Origin of the sequence: Streptomyces eurocidicus, from assembly GCF_002891295.1 — a bacterium.
In the GTDB taxonomy this organism is placed as follows: Bacteria; Actinomycetota; Actinomycetes; order Streptomycetales; family Streptomycetaceae; genus Streptomyces; species Streptomyces eurocidicus.
The window spans coordinates 203,343-222,974 of sequence record NZ_LGUI01000008.1 but is presented as its reverse complement, the minus strand read 5'-3'; the positions used below and the strand labels follow the sequence as shown (position 1 = coordinate 222,974).

The window sequence follows — 19,632 nt, the reverse complement described above, 5'->3', positions numbered from 1 at the left end:
GCGGACCGGTGGAAGGCCAGGGTCCGTGGCACCCGTGGATGATGAGCCCATGTCCACGCATACCGGCGCCCCGCGCCGGGCTCCGGCCGCCTTCGCGCTGGCCTGGCTGACCTGCGCCGTCATGGCGCTGACCGGGACGGCGTGCGGCGGCGGCACCGGCGGCGCGCCGGTCCGCTCTCCTGTACAGGACCTGGTTTCGCGAGGGACGGTTCCCGGCGCGGCGAAGCTGTCACAGGACGCTCATGGGGTGGCCGGTTTTCGCACGGCGGGCGTCTCCGATGTCCGCACCGGGCGGCGCATCGGCCTCACGGACCGCTTCCGCGTCGGCAGTATCACCAAGACGGTCATCGCCACCGTCGTGCTCCAACTCGTGGCCGAGCAGCGGCTGGGCCTGGACGACCCGGCCACCGCCCATGTCCCGGCGGGGACCGCCGCGCTCCTGCGCGACAACGCCGAAACCAGCGAGAACAGCCACGCTCACGGCACGGCCCTCGCCGACGGCGCCATCAGAAACACCGATAACGGCGACATCACCATCCGTCAACTCCTCAACCACACCAGCGGGCTGTTCTCGTACACGGACGACCGCGCGTTCCACCGCGACTTCTTCGGCACGGGGTTCGCCGCGCACCGCTACGAGAGTCACGATCCCGGCGCTCTGGCACGAACCGCCCTCGCCCATCCGCCGTACGCCCCACCGGGCGCCCGTTACCGCTACTCCAACACCGACTATCTGCTGCTCGGTATGGTCATCCGCCAGGTGACCGGACACGCGTACGCGACGGAGGCCCGGCGACGCGTCATCGAGCCGCTGCACCTCACCGGCACCAGCTTTCCCGGTACGCGCACGGGGCTGCCCTCGCCGCACGGGCGCGCGTACACCGGCTCCCTGGACGTCACCGAGCTCAACCCGTCCGCGGCGGGCGCGGCCGGCGAGATGATCTCGACCCTTCCCGACCTCAACCGTCTCCTCGGCGCACTGCTCAAGGGTGAGCTGCTGCCCCCGCGGGAGCTCCGTCTGATGCGGGACACGACGGCCTCGCGGGGGCGGTACGGAATGGGGCTCTACCCCGTACGGCTGCCGTGCCGGCGCACGGCGTGGGGGCATGACGGGGCGATCAACGGGTCTTATGTACGGGTGCTGGGGACGGTGGGTGGGGGGCGGATCCTGAGTTATCGGGTGAACGGTGACGGAGGTCCGGGCGGGGGTGAGAGGAGGCTGTTGGGGGAGGAGTTCTGCGGAGGTGGATAGTGGGTGCCCCGCGTGGGGGGGGTGTGGACAAGCGGGGCGCGGGCCTTACAGCGGCTGGATGTCCGGCGCCCCCAGCCGGGCCGCGTCCGCCGTCAGGTCGTCCGGCTGACGCTGCGACTCCCGTTCCGCCTCCACCCGCTTCTCGTAGTGCTGGACCTCCTTCTCGATCTGCGCCTGGTCCCAGCCCAGGACCGGCGCCATCAGCCCGGCGGCCTCCCTCGCGCTGCGCGTGCCCCGGTCGAAGGTCTCGATCGAGATCCGGGTGCGGCGGGTGAGGACGTCGTCCAGATGGCGCGCGCCCTCGTGCGAGGCGGCGTAGACGACCTCGGCCCGCAGATAGTCGTCGGCGCCGGTGAGCGGCTCGCCCAGGGAGGGGTCGTCGGTGACGAGGGACAGCACCTCGTCGACCATCGAGCCGTAGCGGTTGAGCAGGTGTTCGACGCGGGCCACGTGCAGACCGGTGCGCTGGGCGATCTGGGCGCGTCCGTTCCACAGCGCCTTGTAGCCCTCGGCGCCCACCAGCGGCACGTCCTCCGTGACGCAGTCCGCGACCCGCTGCGCGAGGCCGTGCACCGCCTCGTCCACCGCGTCCTTCGCCATCACCCGGTACGTCGTGTACTTGCCGCCCGCCACGACCACCAGACCGGGCACGGGGTGCGCCACGGTGTGCTCGCGCGAGAGCTTGCTCGTCGCGTCCGATTCCCCGGCCAGGAGGGGGCGCAGCCCCGCGTACACCCCCTGGACGTCGTCGCGGGTGAGCGGCACGGCCAGCACCTCGTTGACGTGCTCCAGCAGATAGTCGATGTCCGCGCTGGAGGCGGCCGGGTGCGCCTTGTCCAGGTCCCAGTCGGTGTCCGTGGTGCCGATGATCCAGTGCCTGCCCCAGGGAATCACGAAGAGCACGCTCTTCTCCGTGCGCAGGATCAGCCCGGTGGTGGAGTGGATGCGGTCCTTGGGCACGACCAGGTGGATGCCCTTGGAGGCCCGTACGTGGAACTGGCCGCGCTCGGCGATGAGCTTCTGGGTGTCGTCGGTCCAGACGCCCGTGGCGTTGACGATCTGCCGGGCCCGGATCTCGAACTCGCCGCCCTGCTCGACGTCCAGGACGCGGGCGCCGACCACCCGTTCGCCCTCCCGGAGGAAGCCCACCACGCGCGCCCGGTTGGCGGCGTCCGCGCCGTAGGCGGCGGCGGTGCGCACCAGGGTCGTCACATAGCGGGCGTCGTCCATCTGGGCGTCGTAGTACTGCAGCGCGCCGACCAGAGCGTCCTTACGGAGGCAGGGAGCGACCCGCAGCGCCCGCCCGCGGGAGAGGTGCCGGTGGGTGGGCAGGCCGCGCCCGTGCCCCGAGGAGACCGACATGGCGTCGTAGAGGGCGACGCCCGAGCCCGCGTAGACGCGCTCCCAGCCGCGGTGCTGGAGGGGGTAGAGGAAGGGCACGGGCTTCACCAGGTGCGGCGCGAGGCGCTCCAGCAGCAGCCCGCGCTCCTTGAGCGCCTCGCGCACGAGCGCGAAGTCGAGCATCTCCAGATAGCGCAGACCCCCGTGGATGAGCTTGCTGGACCGGCTGGAGGTGCCCGCCGCCCAGTCCCTCGCCTCGACGAGCCCGGTCGTGAGCCCCCGGGTGGCCGCGTCGAGCGCGGTGCCCGCGCCGACGACGCCGGCGCCGACCACCAGGATGTCCAGTTCCCGCTCCGCCATCCGGGCGAGCGCCGCACCGCGCTCCGCCGGACCGAGTGTCGCTGTCCTCACCGCTGCCTCCCGCTTGACCGCTCTCGCTGCCGTTCACGAAGACGTCGACCGACGCCGCTGCCGCCCACTGCGCGGGCACGGGCAGGCAGACGTTCCCCTTCGATGCTGCCCCAGATCGGCCACTTTGGCCGCACCGGCGACATGTGGTCGCGAGCCACGCCGTGACAATCCCGAATAACAGTCATATATCCCCTTAACCTGAACTAACTCGTTCAGGGATCGGCTCTCCGGGGAAGGACCGGCACGCCATGCCCGCAGATCTCGCCGTCATCGGACTGGGGCGGCTCGGTCTTCCCCTCGCCCAGGCAGCCACCGCCGCCGGCATCGAAACCATCGGCTACGACCCCGACCCGCACACCGTCGCCGAGCTCCGCGCCGGCCGCCTGCCCTCGGAGGGCGCCGGCCTCACCGCCGCCGACGTCCGCCGCATGCTCGCGGCGGGCTTCCGCCCCACGACCGCGGACGCCGAGCTCGGCCGGGTCCGTACGGCCGTGATCTGCGTACCCACCCGGCTCGGCGAGGACCGCGCCCTGGACCTGGGCGCCGTCGCCGCCGCGGCCGGTGCGCTCGCACGGCGGCTGCGCCCGCACACCACGGTGCTGCTGGAGTCCGCCGTCTACCCCGGCGCCACGGAGGAATACCTGCGTCCGCTGCTGGAGTCCGGATCGGGGCTGTGCGCCGGGCGCGACTTCCACCTCGCCTACTCCCCCAGCCGGGTCGACCCCGGCGACCGGCAGCACGGCTACGCCTCCATCCCCAAGGTCATCGGGGGCCTCACCCCGGCCTGCACCGAGGCCGCCGCCACGTTCTACGGACGGATCTGCGAGAAGGTCGTCCGCGCCCGGGGGCCGCGCGAGGCCGAGGCCGTCCGGGTCCTGGAGAGCAACTACCGGCACGTCAACATCGCCCTCGCCAACGAGATGGCGGTCTTCTGCCACGACATCGGCGTCGACCTGTGGGACGTCGTGCGCTGCGCCGAGACCAAGCCGTTCGGCTTCCAGGCGTTCCGCCCGGGGCCCGGGGTCGGCGGCCACGGCGTGCCCGTGGACCCCAACTACCTCTCCTACAAGGGCCGTAGCCTCGGCTACCCGCTGCGCATGGTCGAGCTCGCCCAGGAGGTCAACGGGCGGATGCCGCGCTACGTCACCCAGCGCTGCGCCACCCTCCTCAACGAGCACGGCAAGTCGGCGCGCGGCGCGCGCGTGCTCCTGCTCGGCGTCAGCTACAAGGCCGACACCGGCGACCAGGAGGGCTCACCCGCCCGCGAGATCGCCTCCCGGCTGATGGAGCTGGGCGCGCAGCTCAGCTACCACGACCCGTACGTGGCGCAGTGGAACCTGCTCGGGCGGCCGGTGCCCCGGGCGGACAGCCTCTACGAGGCGGCCGCGGCGGCGGATCTGACGGTGCTGCTCCAGCACCACCGGACGTACGACCTGCAGGGGCTGGCGGTGAAGGCGCAGTTGCTGCTGGACACGCGGGGGGCTACGCCGGCGGGGATGGCTCACCGGTTGTGACGGCGGGGTGGGCGGGGCCGGCGGAGAGACCGGGCGGGGCGGGATGCCGCTGCGCGGGGCCTCTTCCCCTCCCCGCCCCTTCCCGCTGTATCCGATGTGCGGCTCCGCCGCGTGGCGGGGCTCCGCCCCGGACCCCGGTGGCCTCAAACGCCGGCCGGGCCGAATTACAGCCGCCCCGTCCCCAGCAGCCGGCCCGGCTGGGCGTCCAGGACCGTCTTCAGGGACGCGAAGTCCTCCACGCAGCGGCCCGTGCCGACGGCCACGCAGTCCAGGGGCTCGTCCGCGATGATGACCGGGATGTCGAGCTCCCGGCTCAGGCGGACGTCCAGGCCGCGCAGGAGCGCGCCGCCGCCCGTGAGGACGATGCCGCGGTCCATGATGTCGCCGGCGAGCTCCGGCGGGGTCTCGTCCAGGGTCTGGCGGACCGCCATGACGATGGCGTCGACCGGCTCCGTCAGCGCGTGCCGGATCTCGTCCGCCGTCAGCTCCAGCGTCTTGGGCAGGCCGCTCACCTGGTCGCGGCCGCGGATCGTGAAGCGGTCCGGGGGCAGCAGGCCCTGGGTCTCCTCCGGGTCGCCCGTGTCCTCCAGGCCGTCGTTCTTCTCCAGCTGCTTGGCGAGCGCGGTCAGGCCGGCCGCCGTCCAGGAGCCCGTCGGGGAGGCCGAGCCGATGCTCATCTTGATCTCCTCGGCGGTGCGTTCACCGATCGCGAGGGAGAACTTCTTCTTCACGTACGAGGTGATCGCCGCGTCCATGGCGTCCCCGGCGGTCCGCACCGAGCGGGCCGTGACGATGCCGCCCAGCGAGATCACCGCGACCTCGGTGGTGCCGCCGCCGACGTCCACGACCATGCAGCCGGTCGGCTCGCTGACCGGCAGCCCGGCGCCGATGGCCGCCGCCATGGGCTCCTCGACCAGGTGCACCTGACGCGCCCCCGCCTGGGAAGCCGCCTCGATGACGGCGCGCCGCTCGACGCCCGTGATGCCCGAGGGCACGCACACGACCACGCGCGGGCGGGAGAAACGGCGGTTGCCCTGGACCTTCTTGATGAAGTGCCGCATCATGCGTTCGGCTATCTCGAAGTCGGCTATGACGCCGTCGCGCAGCGGGCGGACCGCGACGATGTTCGAAGGGGTGCGGCCGATCGTCTCCTTGGCCTCGAAACCCACCGACAGCACACTGCCGTCCTCGGCGTTGACGGCGACAACCGATGGCTCGTTGAGCACTACCCCCTTACCCCGGACGTACACCAGCGTGTTCGCCGTGCCGAGGTCGATCCCCATGTCCCTGCCGCTGAACGACTTGCTTTGCGCCATAAGTTGCCATTATTCCTTACGGTCGAACCTTTATACGGAGTTCACACCGGCGTGCTCGCTGTCGGTGACACCGCACCACTTATCCCGGGGGAACCCACATGAGCCAGCCCTGGCAGCAGCCGCAGCAGCCGAACCCGTACGGCCAGCAGCCGCCGCAGCAGCCTTACGGACAGCCCGGCCCTCAGCCGCAGTACGGGCAGCCGCAGCCCTACGCCCAGCCCCAGCCGCCTTACGGTGCGCCCCAGGCCCCGTACGGCGCCCCCGGCGGCTACCCGCCGCCGCCCGCGCCCGTCCGCCGCGGCAACCCGGGCCTCGCGGTCATCCTCGCGGTCGTGGCGATGCTGGTGGGCGCCGGGGTGTACGGCGGCATCCTGAAGGCGACCGACGGCGCCCAGATCGGTTACATGGCCGTGGTGACCGGTGCGCTCATCGGCCTGGCCCTCGGCAAGGTCGGCGGGCGGGCGCCCGCGCTGCCGGCCGTCGGCGCGGTCCTCGGCGCGGCCGGTGTCTACCTCGGGCAGGTCTTCGGCATCTCGCTGGCGCTCTCCGACGGGGGGAACATCTCGCTGACCGACGTCCTCGTCGACCACTTCGACGTGGTGAACCGCGCGTGGAAGGAGATGCTGAAGCCCATCGACGCGCTCTTCTACTTCCTCGGCGGCGCGGGTGCGTTCCAGGTGACCCGCAAGCTCGCCGGCTGATCACCGCTCTCCCGGGGCGCCGGGACAGCGCGAAGGGCCCGGACCGCGATGCGGTCCGGGCCCTTCGCGTCGCTACGGGGTCAGCGGTTGTCGTGCTGCGACGGCGCGACCGTCACCTCGACCCGCTGGAACTCCTTGAGCTCGCTGTAGCCCGTGGTCGCCATGGCGCGGCGCAGGGCGCCGAACATGTTCATCGACCCGTCGGGGGTGTGCGAGGGACCGGTGAGGATCTCCTCGGTGGTGCCGACCGTGCCCAGGTTCATGCGCTTGCCGCGCGGCACGTCCTCGTGGACGGCCTCCATGCCCCAGTGGTAGCCGCGGCCCGGCGCGTCGGTGGCGCGGGCGAGCGGGGAGCCCATCATCACGGCGTCGGCGCCGCAGGCGACGGCCTTCGGCAGGTCGCCGGACCAGCCCACGCCGCCGTCGGCGATGACGTGGACGTAACGGCCGCCGGACTCGTCCATGTAGTCACGGCGGGCGGCGGCCACGTCGGCGACGGCGGTCGCCATCGGGACCTGGATGCCCAGGACGTTACGGGTGGTGTGGGCGGCGCCGCCGCCGAAGCCCACGAGGACGCCCGCGGCGCCGGTGCGCATCAGGTGCAGCGCGGCGGTGTACGTGGCGCAGCCGCCGACGATGACCGGGACGTCGAGCTCGTAGATGAACTGCTTCAGGTTCAGCGGCTCGGCGGCGCCGGAGACGTGCTCGGCGGAGACCGTGGTGCCACGGATCACGAAGATGTCCACGCCGGCGTCGACGACGGCCTTGGAGAACTGCGCGGTGCGCTGCGGGGAGAGCGCGGCGGCGGTCACGACACCGGAGTCGCGGACCTCCTTGATGCGCTGCCCGATCAGCTCCTCCTTGATCGGAGCCGCGTAGATCTCCTGGAGGCGCTTGGTGGCCGCCGTCTCGTCCAGCTCGGCGATCTCCGCGAGCAGCGGCTCGGGGTCCTCGTAGCGGGTCCAGAGACCCTCGAGGTTGAGCACGCCCAGGCCGCCCAGCTCGCCGATGCGGATGGCGGTCTCGGGCGAGACGACCGAGTCCATCGGGGCGGCCAGGAACGGCAGCTCGAAGCGGTAGGCGTCGATCTGCCAGGCGATCGAGACCTCCTTGGGGTCGCGGGTACGGCGACTCGGGACGACGGCGATGTCGTCGAACGCGTACGCCCGGCGGCCGCGCTTGCCGCGCCCGATCTCGATCTCAGTCACGTGTGTGGCCTTTCCTTCTACGTCCTGCCGCATCCAGTATCCCCGACGCGGCGGAGCCCGCGGCCTGAGCGGTCGCGGGCTCCGTAAAGCGCTTGAAACGCGGACTACTACCGGCGGGAGTAGTTGGGCGCCTCGGTGGTCATCTGGATGTCGTGCGGGTGGCTCTCCTTGAGCCCGGCCGAGGTGATCCGGACGAAGGTGCCCTTGTCCTTGAGCTCCTGGACGTTGGCCGAGCCGACGTAGCCCATGGAGGCGCGGAGACCGCCGATGAGCTGGTGGGCGACGGACGCCAGCGGGCCGCGGTAGGGCACCTGGCCCTCGATGCCCTCGGGGACGAGCTTGTCCTCGGAGAGGACGTTGTCCTGGAAGTAGCGGTCCTTCGAGAAGGAACGGGCCTGGCCGCGGGACTGCATCGCGCCCAGCGAGCCCATGCCCCGGTAGGACTTGAACTGCTTGCCGCTGATGAAGACCATCTCGCCCGGCGACTCCTCGCAGCCCGCGAGCAGCGAGCCGAGCATCACCGTGTCGGCACCGGCGGCGATCGCCTTGGCGATGTCGCCGGAGTACTGCAGACCACCGTCGCCGATCAGCGGCACACCGGCCGCGTGACACGCCTGGGCGGCCTCGTAGATGGCGGTGACCTGCGGGACGCCGATGCCGGCGACGACGCGGGTGGTGCAGATCGAGCCCGGGCCGACGCCGACCTTGACGCCGTCGCAGCCGGCGTCGATCAGCGCCTGGGCGCCGTCGCGGGTGGCGACGTTGCCGCCGACGACATCGACGGCGATGTTGGACTTGACCTTGGCGATCATGTCGAGGATGCCGCGGCTGTGGCCGTGGGCGCTGTCCACGACCAGGAAGTCGGCACCGGCCTCCACGAGCGCCTGAGCGCGCTCGTACGCCTCCGCGCCGACGCCCACGGCGGCACCGACGACCAGCCGGCCCTCGGAGTCCTTGGCGGCGTTCGGGTACTTCTCGGCCTTGACGAAGTCCTTGACCGTGATGAGGCCCTTGAGCACACCGGCGTCGTCGACCAGCGGCAGCTTCTCGATCTTGTGGCGGCGGAGCAGCTCGATGGCGTCCTCGCCGGAGATCCCGACCTTGCCCGTGACCAGCGGCATCGGCGTCATGACCTCGCGCACCTGACGGCTGCGGTCGGACTCGAAGGCCATGTCGCGGTTGGTGACGATGCCGAGCAGCTTGCCCGCGGCGTCGGTGACCGGGACGCCGCTGATGCGGAACTTCGCGCAGAGCGCGTCCGCCTCGGCGAGCGTGGCGTCCGGGCGGACCGTGATCGGGTCCGTGACCATGCCGGACTCGGAGCGCTTGACCAGGTCGACCTGGTTGGCCTGGTCCTCGATGGAGAGATTGCGGTGCAGCACGCCGGCGCCGCCCTGCCGGGCCATGGCGATGGCCATGCGCGCCTCGGTGACCTTGTCCATCGCCGCGGAGAGCAGCGGGATGTTCACCCGGACGTTGCGCGAGACCCGGGAGGAGGTGTCGACGGCGTTCGGCAGGACCTCCGAAGCGCCCGGCAGCAGCAGGACGTCGTCATAAGTCAGACCGAGCATCGCGAATTTCCCGGGCATTCCGTCGACGTTGTCAGTCATGACACCTTCCCAAATGGTCTTGCCCCAGCGCGGACTCCCATGCTAACGGCCGCGACACGTGTCCCATTCCACGACGGCTGAGTCCCGCATCACTTGGACGTTCACACCAAACAGCCCGCGCTCCGGCCCCGGCACCCGCACGGATCACCGCACGGATCAGGGGGCGGAACGCCTCCGGCCACCGCACGGGTCACCGTGCCGGATCACTGCTCGGCGAGCGCCCGGAGCCTGCTGAGCGCCCGGTGCTGGGCGACCCGCACGGCACCCGGCGACATGCCGAGCATCTGGCCCGTCTCCTCCGCCGTCATCCCGATGGCGACCCGCAGCAGGACCAGCTCGCGCTGGTTCTCCGGGAGATTGGCCAGCAGTTTCTTGGCCCACTCGGCGTCACTGCTGAGCAGCGCGCGCTCCTCGGGACCGAGCGAGTCGTCCGGCTGCTCCGGCATCTCGTCCGAGGGGACGGCCGTGGAGCCGGGGTGCCGCATGGCGGCCCGCTGGAGATCGGCGACCTTGTGCGCGGCGATGGCCACGACGAAAGCCTCGAAGGGGCGCCCGGTGTCGCGGTAGCGCGGCAGGGCGCAGAGCACGGCGAGGCAGACCTCCTGCGCGAGGTCGTCCACGAAGTGGCGGGCGTCACCCGGGAGCCGGGAGAGCCGGGTGCGGCAGTAGCGCAGCGCGAGGGGGTGGACCAGGGCCAGCAGATCGTGCGTGGCCCTCCGGTCGCCCTCGACCGCGCGGGCGACGAGAGCGCCGATCTCCCCGGGGGCGGTGGCCGCGGGGGGTCCCGTCGTATCGTCGTCGCGCATCGGTCCATGGTGCCTTGAAACCGGACTTTCCGCGGCACCGAGTCCGCTCTCCCGTCCGTGGTCCCGTCCGTAGTCCTGTACCGATGCGTTGTGAGCGGGTGCGCCGGCAGTCATCTCCCGCGCCCTCCCATCACGCCCGACCGAGCCGTCCCCGAGGAACTCCATACTCCAAGGATGCGGCAGCGCGGGGGAAACGTGCAGCGGACCGGACGGCCGCAGTGCTCCGCCCCGCCCGCCGCGCGACGGGCGGGGTCCCGCACTCCCCCGCTGCGCTGCACGTCAGGCGCCTAGCGGACCAGGCCCCAGCGGAATCCGAGCGCCACGGCGTGCGCCCGGTCCGATGCACCCAACTTCTTGAACAGGCGCCGCGCGTGGGTCTTCACCGTGTCCTCGGAGAGAAAGAGCTCACGGCCGATCTCCGCGTTGGACCGACCGTGGCTCATTCCTTCGAGGACCTGGATCTCCCGCGCGGTGAGCGTGGGGGCCGCCCCCATCTCCGCCGACCGCAGCCGGCGCGGGGCGAGCCGCCACGTCGGGTCGGCGAGGGCCTGTGTCACGGTGGCCCGCAGCTCGGCGCGCGAGGCGTCCTTGTGCAGATAGCCCCGCGCCCCGGCGGCGACCGCGAGCGCGACACCGTCGAGGTCCTCGGCGACCGTGAGCATGATGATGCGGGCGCCCGGGTCCGCGGAGAGCAGCCGGCGCACCGTCTCCACACCGCCGAGTCCGGGCATCCGTACGTCCATCAGAATGAGGTCCGAACGATCGGCGCCCCAGCGGCGGAGGACTTCCTCGCCGTTGGCCGCCGTCGTCACACGCTCGACGCCGGGCACGGTCGCCACCGCACGGCGGAGCGCCTCTCGGGCAAGCGGGGAATCGTCGCAGACGAGGACGGATGTCATGACCGTCCTCCGCAGCTGATGCGCGTCACCTTGAGCCTCCAGGCTGGTACTGATCGTCACCTGTGCGATCGACGACTCTCGGGTCAGTTCGGACACCTGCCCGACTGCTTCATCCGTCAACCGCCTCCGCCCTCTCAACGACGGTCACCCGAAAGAGTTACGGGCTCGGTCGGCCACCTTCGGCACTCTACGTGAGGGCGCGGACACGGAGCAGGGCGCATTGGGGGCGCCCTTCCCGGCGCGCAAGCGATGCCCCATTTGCCCACGCGGAGCAGTTTTTCTTCCCATTTGCTGGTGTCTATGACTAGATTCGCAATCAGTCATATTTACATCCGCTTGTTTGGCGGTTGTAAGGACACAGGTAGTGCGTCCGCATCTGATCGCTCGCACCGGGTCACTCACGCCGGATCCTCCGGCGGGTCGCCCCGGCGGATCGCTTCGAGGGGATAGCAATGGCAGATTTCTCCCGCCTTCCCGGTCCCAACGCCGACCTGTGGGACTGGCAGCTCCTGGCCGCCTGCCGCGGGGTCGACAGCTCCCTGTTCTTCCATCCCGAGGGCGAGCGCGGCGCGGCCCGCAGCGCCCGCGAGACCTCGGCCAAGGAGGTGTGCATGCGCTGCCCGGTGCGGGCCGAGTGCGCGGCGCACGCCCTGGCCGTACGGGAGCCCTACGGCGTGTGGGGCGGCCTGACCGAGGACGAGCGTGAGGAGCTCATGGGCCGCGCGCGACACCGGGTCATCGCCGTGAGCACGACCGGCGCCTAGCGCTCCGCTGGGACTCCGGCGTCATCCGCGGGTGCGTCGTGGCTGGTCGCGCGGTTCCCCGCGCCCCTTCGGGGTGCTGCCGGACTTCGCCGAGCCAGCTCAGCCGCCGGGAACCCGCGACGGACCCCACCGGAGCCGCCGGGCGGGCAGCCGCTAGCGCGCGGCCGCCGCCACCAGTTCGTCCAGCATCGCCGCGACCGCCGGCACCCTGGCCAGGTCCGGCAGGGTGAGGGCCACGATCTCGCGCTGCACCACCGGCTCGACCGGTACCGTCCGGGCACCCTTCGGCCGGACCGCCGCCAGCGCCAGCTCGGGCATCACCGCGACCCCGAGCCCCGCCCCGACCAGCCCGAACACCGATGGGTAGTCATCGGTCGCGAAGTCGATCCGCGGGGTGAAGCCGGTGCTCTCGCACACCTCCACCAGGTGCCGCCGGCAGCGCGGGCAGCCCGCGATCCACGACTCGTCGGCCAGCTCGGCCATCCCGATCCGCTCGGCACCCGCGAGCCGGTGCCCCTCCGGCACCACGCCCACGAGACGGTCGGTCAGCAGCGGGCGTACGACCAGGTCCTCCCACTCCGCGGCCGGGTCCGAGCCCCGCGCGTCGGGATAGCGGAAGGCCAGCGTGATCTCGCAGTCGCCCTCGCGCAGCATCTCCACCGAGCGCGGCGGCTCGGCCTCCACCAGGGAGACCCGGGTACCCGGGTGCGCGGCCCGCATCTGTGCCAGCGCGCCGGGCACCAGCGTCGAGCTGCCGCTGGGGAAGGACACCATCCGCACCCGCCCGGCCCGCAGCCCGGCGATCGCCGCGACCTCCTCCTCGGCGGCGGTCAGCCCGGCCAGGATCCCGGAGGCGTGCCGCACCAGGGCCTCGCCGGCCTGGGTCAGCCGCATCTCCCGGCCCGTGCGGATCAGCAGCGGGGTGCCCGCGGACTGCTCCAGGGCCTTCATCTGCTGGCTGACGGCGGGCTGGGTGCAGCCCAGCTCACGGGCCGCGGCCGAGAACGAACCGGTGGCGGCCACCGCGCGCAGCACCCTCAGATGACGAGCCTCGATCATGTCTTGAGCATAAGACCACCTTGGGCCCGGGCCGAAATGACGGCGAATGCCTTTGAGGGCCTGTAGGGGGCTCCCCTAGCCTTCACCCATGACCTCGCCTTCCGCCCCCACCGCTTCCCCCTCGCTCGCCCCCTCGCTCCTGTCCGTGAACGTCGGCCGCGCCACGACCGCCGAGCTCGGCGGCTTCACGGCCGGCCTGGGCACCGGCATCGACAAGCGCCCGGTGGACGGACCCGTCGCCGTGGCGGCGCCCGGTCCCCGGGGCGTGGGCGGCAGCGGGCTCGCCGGCGACAACATCACCCACCTGCATCTGCACGGCGGCGACGACCAGGCCGTCTACGCGTACGCCCGCGAGGACCTCGACCGCTGGCAGCGCGAGCTGGACCGCGCACTGCCCGACGGGACCTTCGGCGAGAACTTCACCACCCGGGGGATCGACGTCAGCGGCGCGCTCGTCGGCGAGCGCTGGCGCGTCGGCCCCGATCTGGTGCTGGAGGTGACCTCGCCCCGCATCCCCTGCCGGATGTTCGCCGACTGGCTGGGCGAGCGGGGCTGGATGAAGCGCTTCACCCAGGCCGCCGTGCCGGGGGCCTACCTTCGGGTGATCGCCCCCGGGGAGGTCCGTGCGGGTGATCCCGTCACGGTGGTCCACCGTCCCGCGCACTCCGTCACGGTCTCCTTCCTGTTCCGCGCGAGCACCACGGAACGGGACCTGCTGCCCGATGTTTTGGCTGCTGGTGACGCGCTCCCCGAGAAGACCCGGGAGAAGGCGCTGGCCTACCGGGCGAGCGCCTGACGTTGGCCGAAGATCCACCCCATGGGCACCGCGGCGGTACACATGCCGCCGCCGGGCTCTACCGTGCCGGTATGACGACTGTATTGATCACAGGCGCGACCGCCGGGATCGGCGCCGCGTTCGCCCGCCGGCTGGCGGGCGAGGGCCATGACCTGGTGCTGGTGGCCCGCAACGAGCAGCGGCTCGGCGAGCAGGCGACCGAACTCCACGACCGGCACGGCGTGGAGGTGGAGGTGCTCGCCGCCGACCTTTCCGAGGACAAGGGCATCGAGGCGGTAGAGGCCCGGCTCCGTGACCCGGCCCGCCCGGTGCACCTGCTGGTCAACAACGCGGGCTTCGGCAACAAGGGCCGCTTCCTCGAGGTCTCCATGGCCGACGAGCTGAAGATGCTCAAGGTGCACTGCGAGGCGGTGCTGCGGCTGACGGCGGCGGCCACCGAGGCGATGCGCGAGCGCCGCCGGGGCGCGGTCATCAACGTCGCCTCGGTGGCGGCCTTCGTGCCGCGCGGCACGTACGGGGCGAGCAAGGCGTGGGTGGTGCAGTTCACCCAGGGCGTCGCGCGGGACCTGGCGGGCAGCGGGGTGCGGCTGATGGTCCTGTGCCCCGGATTCGTCCGGACGGAGTTCCACGAGCGGGCCGGCATGGGCACCGACAACGTGCCCGGCTGGCTGTGGCTGGACGCGGACAAGCTGGTCGGGGCGGCGCTGCGGGACCTGGGGCACGGCAAGACGCTGTCCGTGCCCGACCCCCGGTACAAGGCGATCACGGGTCTGATGAAGCTGGCGCCGCACCGGGTCGTGTCGCGGGCGTCGTCCACGACGGGCCGTAAGTACGGACCGAAGTAGCGGGAGCGCCCGGGCACGGCCGAGGCCCGGCACCCCCGAAGGGGCGCCGGGCCTCGGTGCGGCTGCGGCCGGAGAGCCGTAACTAGTGGGCGTGGCCGTGACCGTGACCGGCCTCGGCCTCCTCCTCGGCCGGCTTCTCGACGACCAGGGTCTCGGTCGTGAGCAGCAGGGAGGCGATGGAGGCGGCGTTCTCCAGGGCGGATCGGGTGACCTTGACCGGGTCGATGACGCCGGCCTTCACCAGGTCGCCGTACTCGCCGGTCGCGGCGTTGAAGCCCTGGCCCTTGTCGAGCTCGGCGACCTTCGAGGTGATGACGTAGCCCTCAAGGCCGGCGTTCTCGGCGATCCAGCGCAGCGGCTCGACGGCGGCGCGGCGGACCACGGCGACACCGGTGGCCTCGTCGCCGGTCTTGTCGAGGTTGCCCTCGAGGACCTTGACGGCGTGGACGAGCGCGGAGCCACCACCGGAGACGATGCCCTCCTCGACCGCGGCGCGGGTCGCGGAGATGGCGTCCTCCAGACGGTGCTTCTTCTCCTTGAGCTCGACCTCGGTGGCCGCACCCACGCGGATGACGCAGACGCCACCGGCGAGCTTGGCGAGGCGCTCCTGGAGCTTCTCGCGGTCCCAGTCGGAGTCCGTGGACTCGATCTCGGCCTTGATCTGGGCGACGCGGCCGACGACGTCGTCGTGGTTGCCGCCACCGTCGACGATGGTGGTGTCGTCCTTGGTGATCGTCACGCGGCGGGCGGTGCCCAGCACGTCCAGACCGGCCTGGTCGAGCTTGAGGCCGACCTCCTCGGCGATGACGGTGGCACCGGTGAGGGTGGCCATGTCGCCGAGCATCGCCTTGCGGCGGTCACCGAAGCCGGGGGCCTTGACGGCCACGGCGTTGAAGGTGCCACGGATCTTGTTGACGACGAGGGTGGAGAGCGCCTCGCCCTCGACGTCCTCGGCGATGATCAGCAGCGGCTTGCTGGCGCCGGCCTGGATGACCTTCTCCAGCAGCGGCAGCAGGTCCTGGATCGAGGCGATCTTGCCCTGGTGGATCAGGATGTACGGGTCGTCGAGGACGGCCTCCATACGCTCCTGGTCGGTCACCATGTAGGGGGACAGGTAACCCTTGTCGAAGGCCATGCCCTCGGTGAAGTCGAGCTCCAGGCCGAAGGTGTTCGACTCCTCGACGGTGATGACGCCGTCCTTGCCGACCTTGTCCATCGCCTCGGCGATGAGCTCGCCGACCTGCTTGTCCTGGGCGGACAGGGCGGCGACGGCGGCGATGTCGGACTTGTCCTCGATCGGACGGGCGGTCGCGAGCAGCTCGTCGGAGACGGCCTTGACCGCGGCGTCGATGCCCTTCTTCAGGGAAGCCGGGGAGGCGCCGGCGGCGACGTTGCGCAGACCCTCGCGGACCAGCGCCTGGGCCAGCACGGTGGCGGTGGTGGTGCCGTCGCCCGCGATGTCGTTGGTCTTGGTCGCCACCTCCTTGACGAGCTGGGCGCCGAGGTTCTCGTACGGGTCGTCGAGCTCGACCTCACGCGCGATGGTGACACCGTCGTTGGTGATGGTCGGGGCACCGAACTTCTTGTCGATGACGACGTTGCGGCCCTTGGGGCCGATCGTCACCTTGACCGTGTCGGCCAGCTTGTTGACGCCACGCTCGAGGGCGCGACGGGCATCCTCGTCGAACTTCAGGATCTTCGCCATGAGTTGCTTCAAGTCCTCTCAAACGAACTGCGCCCTGGTGCCCAATTGTCGAAATGACACGGGGACCAGGGCACAGATCACATCAAACGGGGTGCAAGTACCGGCCCGGGGAGCGACCCCCGGACCCCCGGCTCACTTCTCGATGATCGCGAGAACGTCGCGAGCCGAGAGGACGAGGTACTCCTCGCCGTTGTACTTCACCTCGGTGCCGCCGTACTTGCTGTAGAGCACGACATCGCCGACGGAGACGTCGAGCGGAAGGCGGTTGCCCTCCTCGAAGCGGCCCGGGCCCACGGCCAGGACGACGCCCTCCTGGGGCTTCTCCTTGGCGGTGTCCGGAATGACCAGGCCCGAGGCCGTGGTCTGCTCGGCGTCGAGCGGCTGGACCACAATGCGGTCCTCGAGCGGCTTGATGGCAACCTTGGAGCTGGTGGTCGTCACGATCCGACCTCCCCCTTCGGAGATCTCACGGGGTTATCTGTCTGAGGTGGCGACCAGGAGCATCCGTCGTCGCGGGTGCCGGATCCTGCCCGTCGCTGTGGCTGGCACTCACCGATGGAGAGTGCCAACGGAGCCGAGACTATGACGCGGTTAGCACTCGGTCAAGCGGAGTGCCAATTCGCCGTGCGGCGAGCTCGCGGTTTCACCCCTGGGGGTACACCCCCGGACGGTGGGACCGGAGCGGGCCCGCCCGCGTCGCGCGGTGTCCGCGCACGGTGTTCCGCCCGGCCGGGGCGGCGCGCCCCGGCGTCCCGGCGCAGAGGTGGATCTGCCCGCGGGCCGGGGGTCGTAATCCTCCGGATTCTTCGTATGGCTCCCACGGTGCCGCCCCGCGCGCACGGCCCTACACGTAGTCCTCCAGGCGGGCCACCGTGAACCCCTGCCGCTGGATGCTGCGCAGCATGTTGGTGACGTGCTGGGTCATGGACGTGCCCTTGAGCTCCTGCGGGCCCCGGAAGTGCGCCAGCACGATGTCGCCCGCGCGCAGCTTGCCGCCGTCCGCGTAGCGCATGTCGTTGATCTGCATCGTCGCCTCCCACAGCACGACCGCCTTCACCCCGCAGCCGCCCGCCGCCGTCAGCGTCGCGTCGTTGTAGTTGCCGTAAGGCGGCCGGAAGAGCGGCGGGCGGCTGCCGAACCGCTTCTCCAGCGCCTCCTGCTGCCCGCACACCTCCCGGCGCTGGGCCTCCGGCGACAGGGTGCGGAGGTTGGGGTGCGACAGGGTGTGGTTGTGGACGCCGTTGCGCTTCCCGTCGGCGCCCGCCTCGCCCCGCAGCCGCTCGAAGTAGTCGTAGCCGCTGCCCGCGCGGGCGATGTCGTCGGTGAGGAACATCGAGAACGGCAGCTTGAGGTCCTTGGCCATCCGCACGAACGCGGGGTCCTTCTCGGCCCCGTCGTCGAAGGTCACGAAGACGACCTTGTCCTGGGTGGGCACCCGCTTGACGACCTTGGGCGCGTCCCCCGGCCGCATCCCGTCCGTCAGCTTCGCCGAGGGCGGCTTCGGGGGCGCGGCGAGCGGCTTGTCGAGGCCCCAGCGGCGGTACGTCTCCGGGTCCGGCGCGGCCGCGCCCGGCGAGGCCGCGCCCGTGCCCGTGCCGGTACGGGCGGAGGGCGAGCCGGCCGCCTTGTCCGGGCCGGAGGACGACCCGGACGAGCAGCCCGCGAGCAGCCCGGCCAGGAGCAGGGCCGCGGCACAGGCGGGGCCGGTGGTGCGGAAACGGCGGCGAGAGGCCCGGAGGCCGGATATGGAGGGGCTCACCATTCCGATTGTTGTTCATGTATTCGAGTGACGCTCTCGCCGACGGCCCGTCCCGGGGCACCCGGTCGGCGAGAATGGGACACGTGCCCGCACCGAACACGCAGACCGCCGCCGAACTCACCGCCGCCGGACTCGACGCCTTCGCCGCCCTCCGCACCGACGAGGGCCGGCGGCTCCTCGCGGGGCTCCGCGACCACGACCCCGCGCGGGAGCTCGCCACGGCGACCCGGCTGCGCCGGGAGCACCCCGCCGAGCTGGTCTCGGCGGCCCTCGGCCAGGCCCGGCTGCGGCAGCGGGCGGTCGCGAAGTTCGGCGCCGACGACGCGTACCGCATGTTCTTCACCCCGGACGGCGTGGAGCAGTCCACCCGGAAGTCCGTGGCCGAGTACCGCGCGGCCCGCCTCGCCGCGCTCGGGATCCGCTCGGTGGCCGATCTGTGCTGTGGCATCGGCGGCGACGCGCTGGCCCTGGCCCGGCTGGGCATCCGGGTCCTGGCCGTCGACCGGTCCCCGCTGACCTGCGAGGTCGCCCGGGCCAACGCCGAGGCGCTGGGGCTCGCGGAGCTGATCGAGGTGCGCTGCGCGGATGTCGCGGAGATCGGCACCGCCGGGTACGACGCGGTCTTCGTCGACCCGGCGCGGCGCGGCGGCCGGGGCCGGATCTTCGACCCCGAGGCGTATTCGCCGCCGCTCTCCTGGGCGGTGGGAGCGGCCCTGAAGGCACCGCACGCCGCCCTCAAGATCGCCCCCGGCGTCCCCCACGAGGCCGTCCCGGAAGCGGCCGAGGCCGAGTGGATCTCGGACGGCGGCGACGTCAAGGAGGCCGTGCTGTGGTTCGGCACGACGCCGGGCGCCCGCCGCGCGACGCTGCTGCCGGGGGCGCACACACTGGTGGGCGCGGGACTCCCCGACCCGGCCGTCCGCCCCGTGGGCCGCTATCTCTACGAGCCGGACGGCGCGGTGATCCGCGCGCACCTGGTCGCGGACGTCGCGGAGCGGGTGGCGGGCGGGCTGATCGACGAGACGATCGCGTATGTGACCTCGGACCGCCTGGTGGAGACGCCGTTCGCGACGGCGTACGAGATCACCGACGTCCTGCCCTTCAACCTGAAGAAGCTCAAGGCGCTGCTGCGCGAGCGGAAGGTGGGCGTCGTGACCGTGAAGAAGCGCGGCTCGGCGGTGGAGCCGGAGGAGCTCCGCAAGAAGCTCAAGCTCGACGGCACGAACTCCTGCACGATCCTGCTCACGCGGGTGGCCGGCGCCCCGACGATGCTGCTGGGACACCCGGCGCGCGCGTAGCGCTCGGTGCCGGTGGCCACGCGCCCGTAGCCCTAGGTGCCGGTGACCGGCCGACGGGGGTTGCCGCGTGGGGCACCGGCACGCGCGCGGCGCTCATGACACCGAGGGCGGCGCCGAGGGCCCGGGCGGCGCTCTCCCGTGCGCGCGGCACTCCCCGCCCCGGAGCCCGCTCACCCGAATGGGACACCACGCGGAAAGGGCCCGCCCGCGCGGCATCCGGTCGCGGGAGCCGCGGAAACCGCGGAAACCGCGGGAGGAAGCCGCCCGGGGAATGAGACCGGGCCGCAGGAGGAGGCCGGCCGGGGTGATGACCCGGCAGCGGGAAAGGCCGGCGGAAAGGCCGGCAGA

General features: G+C 71.9%; 17 protein-coding genes. 7 read left to right on the top strand and 10 right to left on the bottom strand.

From position 1 onward, the window contains the following. The first annotated feature begins 49 nt into the window (after positions 1-49). Positions 50-1,252, top strand: a complete 1,203-nt coding sequence (locus tag AF335_RS23110) for a serine hydrolase domain-containing protein (RefSeq protein ID WP_102920347.1) — start codon at positions 50-52, stop codon at positions 1,250-1,252. A gap of 45 nt (positions 1,253-1,297) precedes the next feature. Here the strand turns inward: AF335_RS23110 and AF335_RS23105 are convergent, their stop codons facing one another. Continuing rightward, complete coding sequence (locus tag AF335_RS23105; protein WP_102920346.1) at positions 1,298-3,004, bottom strand: glycerol-3-phosphate dehydrogenase/oxidase; 1,707 nt, start codon at positions 3,002-3,004, stop codon at positions 1,298-1,300. A gap of 248 nt (positions 3,005-3,252) precedes the next feature. Here AF335_RS23105 and AF335_RS23100 point away from each other — a divergent pair, with 248 nt between their 5' ends. Next, positions 3,253-4,518: a nucleotide sugar dehydrogenase gene (locus AF335_RS23100; RefSeq protein WP_102920345.1), complete on the top strand. Its 1,266-nt coding sequence runs from the start codon at positions 3,253-3,255 to the stop codon at positions 4,516-4,518. Positions 4,519-4,682: 164 nt separating this feature from the next. Here the strand turns inward: AF335_RS23100 and AF335_RS23095 are convergent, their stop codons facing one another. Beyond that, positions 4,683-5,834 (bottom strand): rod shape-determining protein, encoded by a 1,152-nt coding sequence (locus AF335_RS23095; protein WP_102920344.1) that lies wholly within the window; start codon positions 5,832-5,834, stop codon positions 4,683-4,685. 98 nt (positions 5,835-5,932) lie between these two features. Between AF335_RS23095 and AF335_RS23090 the strand changes: the two genes are divergently transcribed. Beyond that, positions 5,933-6,535, top strand: coding sequence for a hypothetical protein (locus tag AF335_RS23090; RefSeq protein WP_102920343.1), 603 nt, complete (start codon positions 5,933-5,935; stop codon positions 6,533-6,535). 80 nt (positions 6,536-6,615) lie between these two features. Here the strand turns inward: AF335_RS23090 and AF335_RS23085 are convergent, their stop codons facing one another. From AF335_RS23085 to AF335_RS23070, 4 genes are all read right to left on the bottom strand, one after another. After that, positions 6,616-7,743 (bottom strand): GuaB3 family IMP dehydrogenase-related protein, encoded by a 1,128-nt coding sequence (locus AF335_RS23085; protein WP_102920342.1) that lies wholly within the window; start codon positions 7,741-7,743, stop codon positions 6,616-6,618. Between the two features lie 107 nt (positions 7,744-7,850). Then, positions 7,851-9,353, bottom strand: a complete 1,503-nt coding sequence (gene guaB, locus AF335_RS23080) for an IMP dehydrogenase (protein ID WP_102920341.1) — start codon at positions 9,351-9,353, stop codon at positions 7,851-7,853. 203 nt (positions 9,354-9,556) lie between these two features. Next, positions 9,557-10,159: a sigma-70 family RNA polymerase sigma factor gene (locus tag AF335_RS23075; protein WP_087927619.1), complete on the bottom strand. Its 603-nt coding sequence runs from the start codon at positions 10,157-10,159 to the stop codon at positions 9,557-9,559. A 287-nt stretch (positions 10,160-10,446) separates the two neighbouring features. Then, positions 10,447-11,058 (bottom strand): response regulator transcription factor, encoded by a 612-nt coding sequence (locus AF335_RS23070; protein WP_003948568.1) that lies wholly within the window; start codon positions 11,056-11,058, stop codon positions 10,447-10,449. A 452-nt stretch (positions 11,059-11,510) separates the two neighbouring features. Here AF335_RS23070 and AF335_RS23065 point away from each other — a divergent pair, with 452 nt between their 5' ends. Further along, positions 11,511-11,822, top strand: a complete 312-nt coding sequence (locus AF335_RS23065) for a WhiB family transcriptional regulator (RefSeq protein WP_087927618.1) — start codon at positions 11,511-11,513, stop codon at positions 11,820-11,822. A gap of 153 nt (positions 11,823-11,975) precedes the next feature. Here the strand turns inward: AF335_RS23065 and AF335_RS23060 are convergent, their stop codons facing one another. Beyond that, positions 11,976-12,881: a LysR family transcriptional regulator gene (locus tag AF335_RS23060; RefSeq protein ID WP_102920340.1), complete on the bottom strand. Its 906-nt coding sequence runs from the start codon at positions 12,879-12,881 to the stop codon at positions 11,976-11,978. Positions 12,882-12,969: 88 nt separating this feature from the next. Between AF335_RS23060 and AF335_RS23055 the strand changes: the two genes are divergently transcribed. Together AF335_RS23055 and AF335_RS23050 are read left to right on the top strand one after the other, a co-directional pair. After that, entirely contained in the window at positions 12,970-13,677 is a 708-nt protein-coding gene (locus AF335_RS23055; protein ID WP_102920339.1) for an MOSC domain-containing protein, read from the top strand. Between the two features lie 71 nt (positions 13,678-13,748). Then, positions 13,749-14,522, top strand: coding sequence for an SDR family NAD(P)-dependent oxidoreductase (locus tag AF335_RS23050; RefSeq protein WP_102920338.1), 774 nt, complete (start codon positions 13,749-13,751; stop codon positions 14,520-14,522). 82 nt (positions 14,523-14,604) lie between these two features. Here the strand turns inward: AF335_RS23050 and groL are convergent, their stop codons facing one another. The 3 genes from groL to AF335_RS23035 form a co-directional block, all read right to left on the bottom strand. After that, positions 14,605-16,227, bottom strand: a complete 1,623-nt coding sequence (gene groL / locus AF335_RS23045; RefSeq protein ID WP_102920337.1) for a chaperonin GroEL — start codon at positions 16,225-16,227, stop codon at positions 14,605-14,607. Between the two features lie 132 nt (positions 16,228-16,359). After that, on the bottom strand, positions 16,360-16,668 hold the full coding sequence (groES, locus tag AF335_RS23040) for a co-chaperone GroES (protein WP_087927613.1): 309 nt from the start codon (positions 16,666-16,668) through the stop codon (positions 16,360-16,362). 403 nt (positions 16,669-17,071) lie between these two features. Continuing rightward, positions 17,072-17,989, bottom strand: a complete 918-nt coding sequence (locus AF335_RS23035) for a polysaccharide deacetylase family protein (protein ID WP_102920336.1) — start codon at positions 17,987-17,989, stop codon at positions 17,072-17,074. A 71-nt stretch (positions 17,990-18,060) separates the two neighbouring features. Here AF335_RS23035 and AF335_RS23030 point away from each other — a divergent pair, with 71 nt between their 5' ends. Further along, positions 18,061-19,284 (top strand): THUMP-like domain-containing protein, encoded by a 1,224-nt coding sequence (locus tag AF335_RS23030; RefSeq protein ID WP_102920335.1) that lies wholly within the window; start codon positions 18,061-18,063, stop codon positions 19,282-19,284. The last annotated feature ends 348 nt before the right edge of the window (positions 19,285-19,632 follow it).

Excerpts from the sequence above, each read along its gene's own strand:
- AF335_RS23110 (WP_102920347.1), top strand. The coding sequence starts at position 50 with ATGTCCACGCATACCGGCGCCCCGCGCCGGGCTCCGGCCGCCTTCGCG.
- AF335_RS23100 (WP_102920345.1), top strand. The coding sequence starts at position 3,253 with ATGCCCGCAGATCTCGCCGTCATCGGACTGGGGCGGCTCGGTCTTCCC.
- AF335_RS23095 (WP_102920344.1), bottom strand. The coding sequence starts at position 5,834 with ATGGCGCAAAGCAAGTCGTTCAGCGGCAGGGACATGGGGATCGACCTC.
- AF335_RS23090 (WP_102920343.1), top strand. The coding sequence starts at position 5,933 with ATGAGCCAGCCCTGGCAGCAGCCGCAGCAGCCGAACCCGTACGGCCAG.
- guaB (WP_102920341.1), bottom strand. The coding sequence starts at position 9,353 with ATGACTGACAACGTCGACGGAATGCCCGGGAAATTCGCGATGCTCGGT.
- AF335_RS23075 (WP_087927619.1), bottom strand. The coding sequence starts at position 10,159 with ATGCGCGACGACGATACGACGGGACCCCCCGCGGCCACCGCCCCCGGG.
- AF335_RS23070 (WP_003948568.1), bottom strand. The coding sequence starts at position 11,058 with ATGACATCCGTCCTCGTCTGCGACGATTCCCCGCTTGCCCGAGAGGCG.
- AF335_RS23065 (WP_087927618.1), top strand. The coding sequence starts at position 11,511 with ATGGCAGATTTCTCCCGCCTTCCCGGTCCCAACGCCGACCTGTGGGAC.
- AF335_RS23060 (WP_102920340.1), bottom strand. The coding sequence starts at position 12,881 with ATGATCGAGGCTCGTCATCTGAGGGTGCTGCGCGCGGTGGCCGCCACC.
- AF335_RS23055 (WP_102920339.1), top strand. The coding sequence starts at position 12,970 with ATGACCTCGCCTTCCGCCCCCACCGCTTCCCCCTCGCTCGCCCCCTCG.
- AF335_RS23050 (WP_102920338.1), top strand. The coding sequence starts at position 13,749 with ATGACGACTGTATTGATCACAGGCGCGACCGCCGGGATCGGCGCCGCG.
- groL (WP_102920337.1), bottom strand. The coding sequence starts at position 16,227 with ATGGCGAAGATCCTGAAGTTCGACGAGGATGCCCGTCGCGCCCTCGAG.
- AF335_RS23035 (WP_102920336.1), bottom strand. The coding sequence starts at position 17,989 with ATGGTGAGCCCCTCCATATCCGGCCTCCGGGCCTCTCGCCGCCGTTTC.
- AF335_RS23030 (WP_102920335.1), top strand. The coding sequence starts at position 18,061 with ATGGGACACGTGCCCGCACCGAACACGCAGACCGCCGCCGAACTCACC.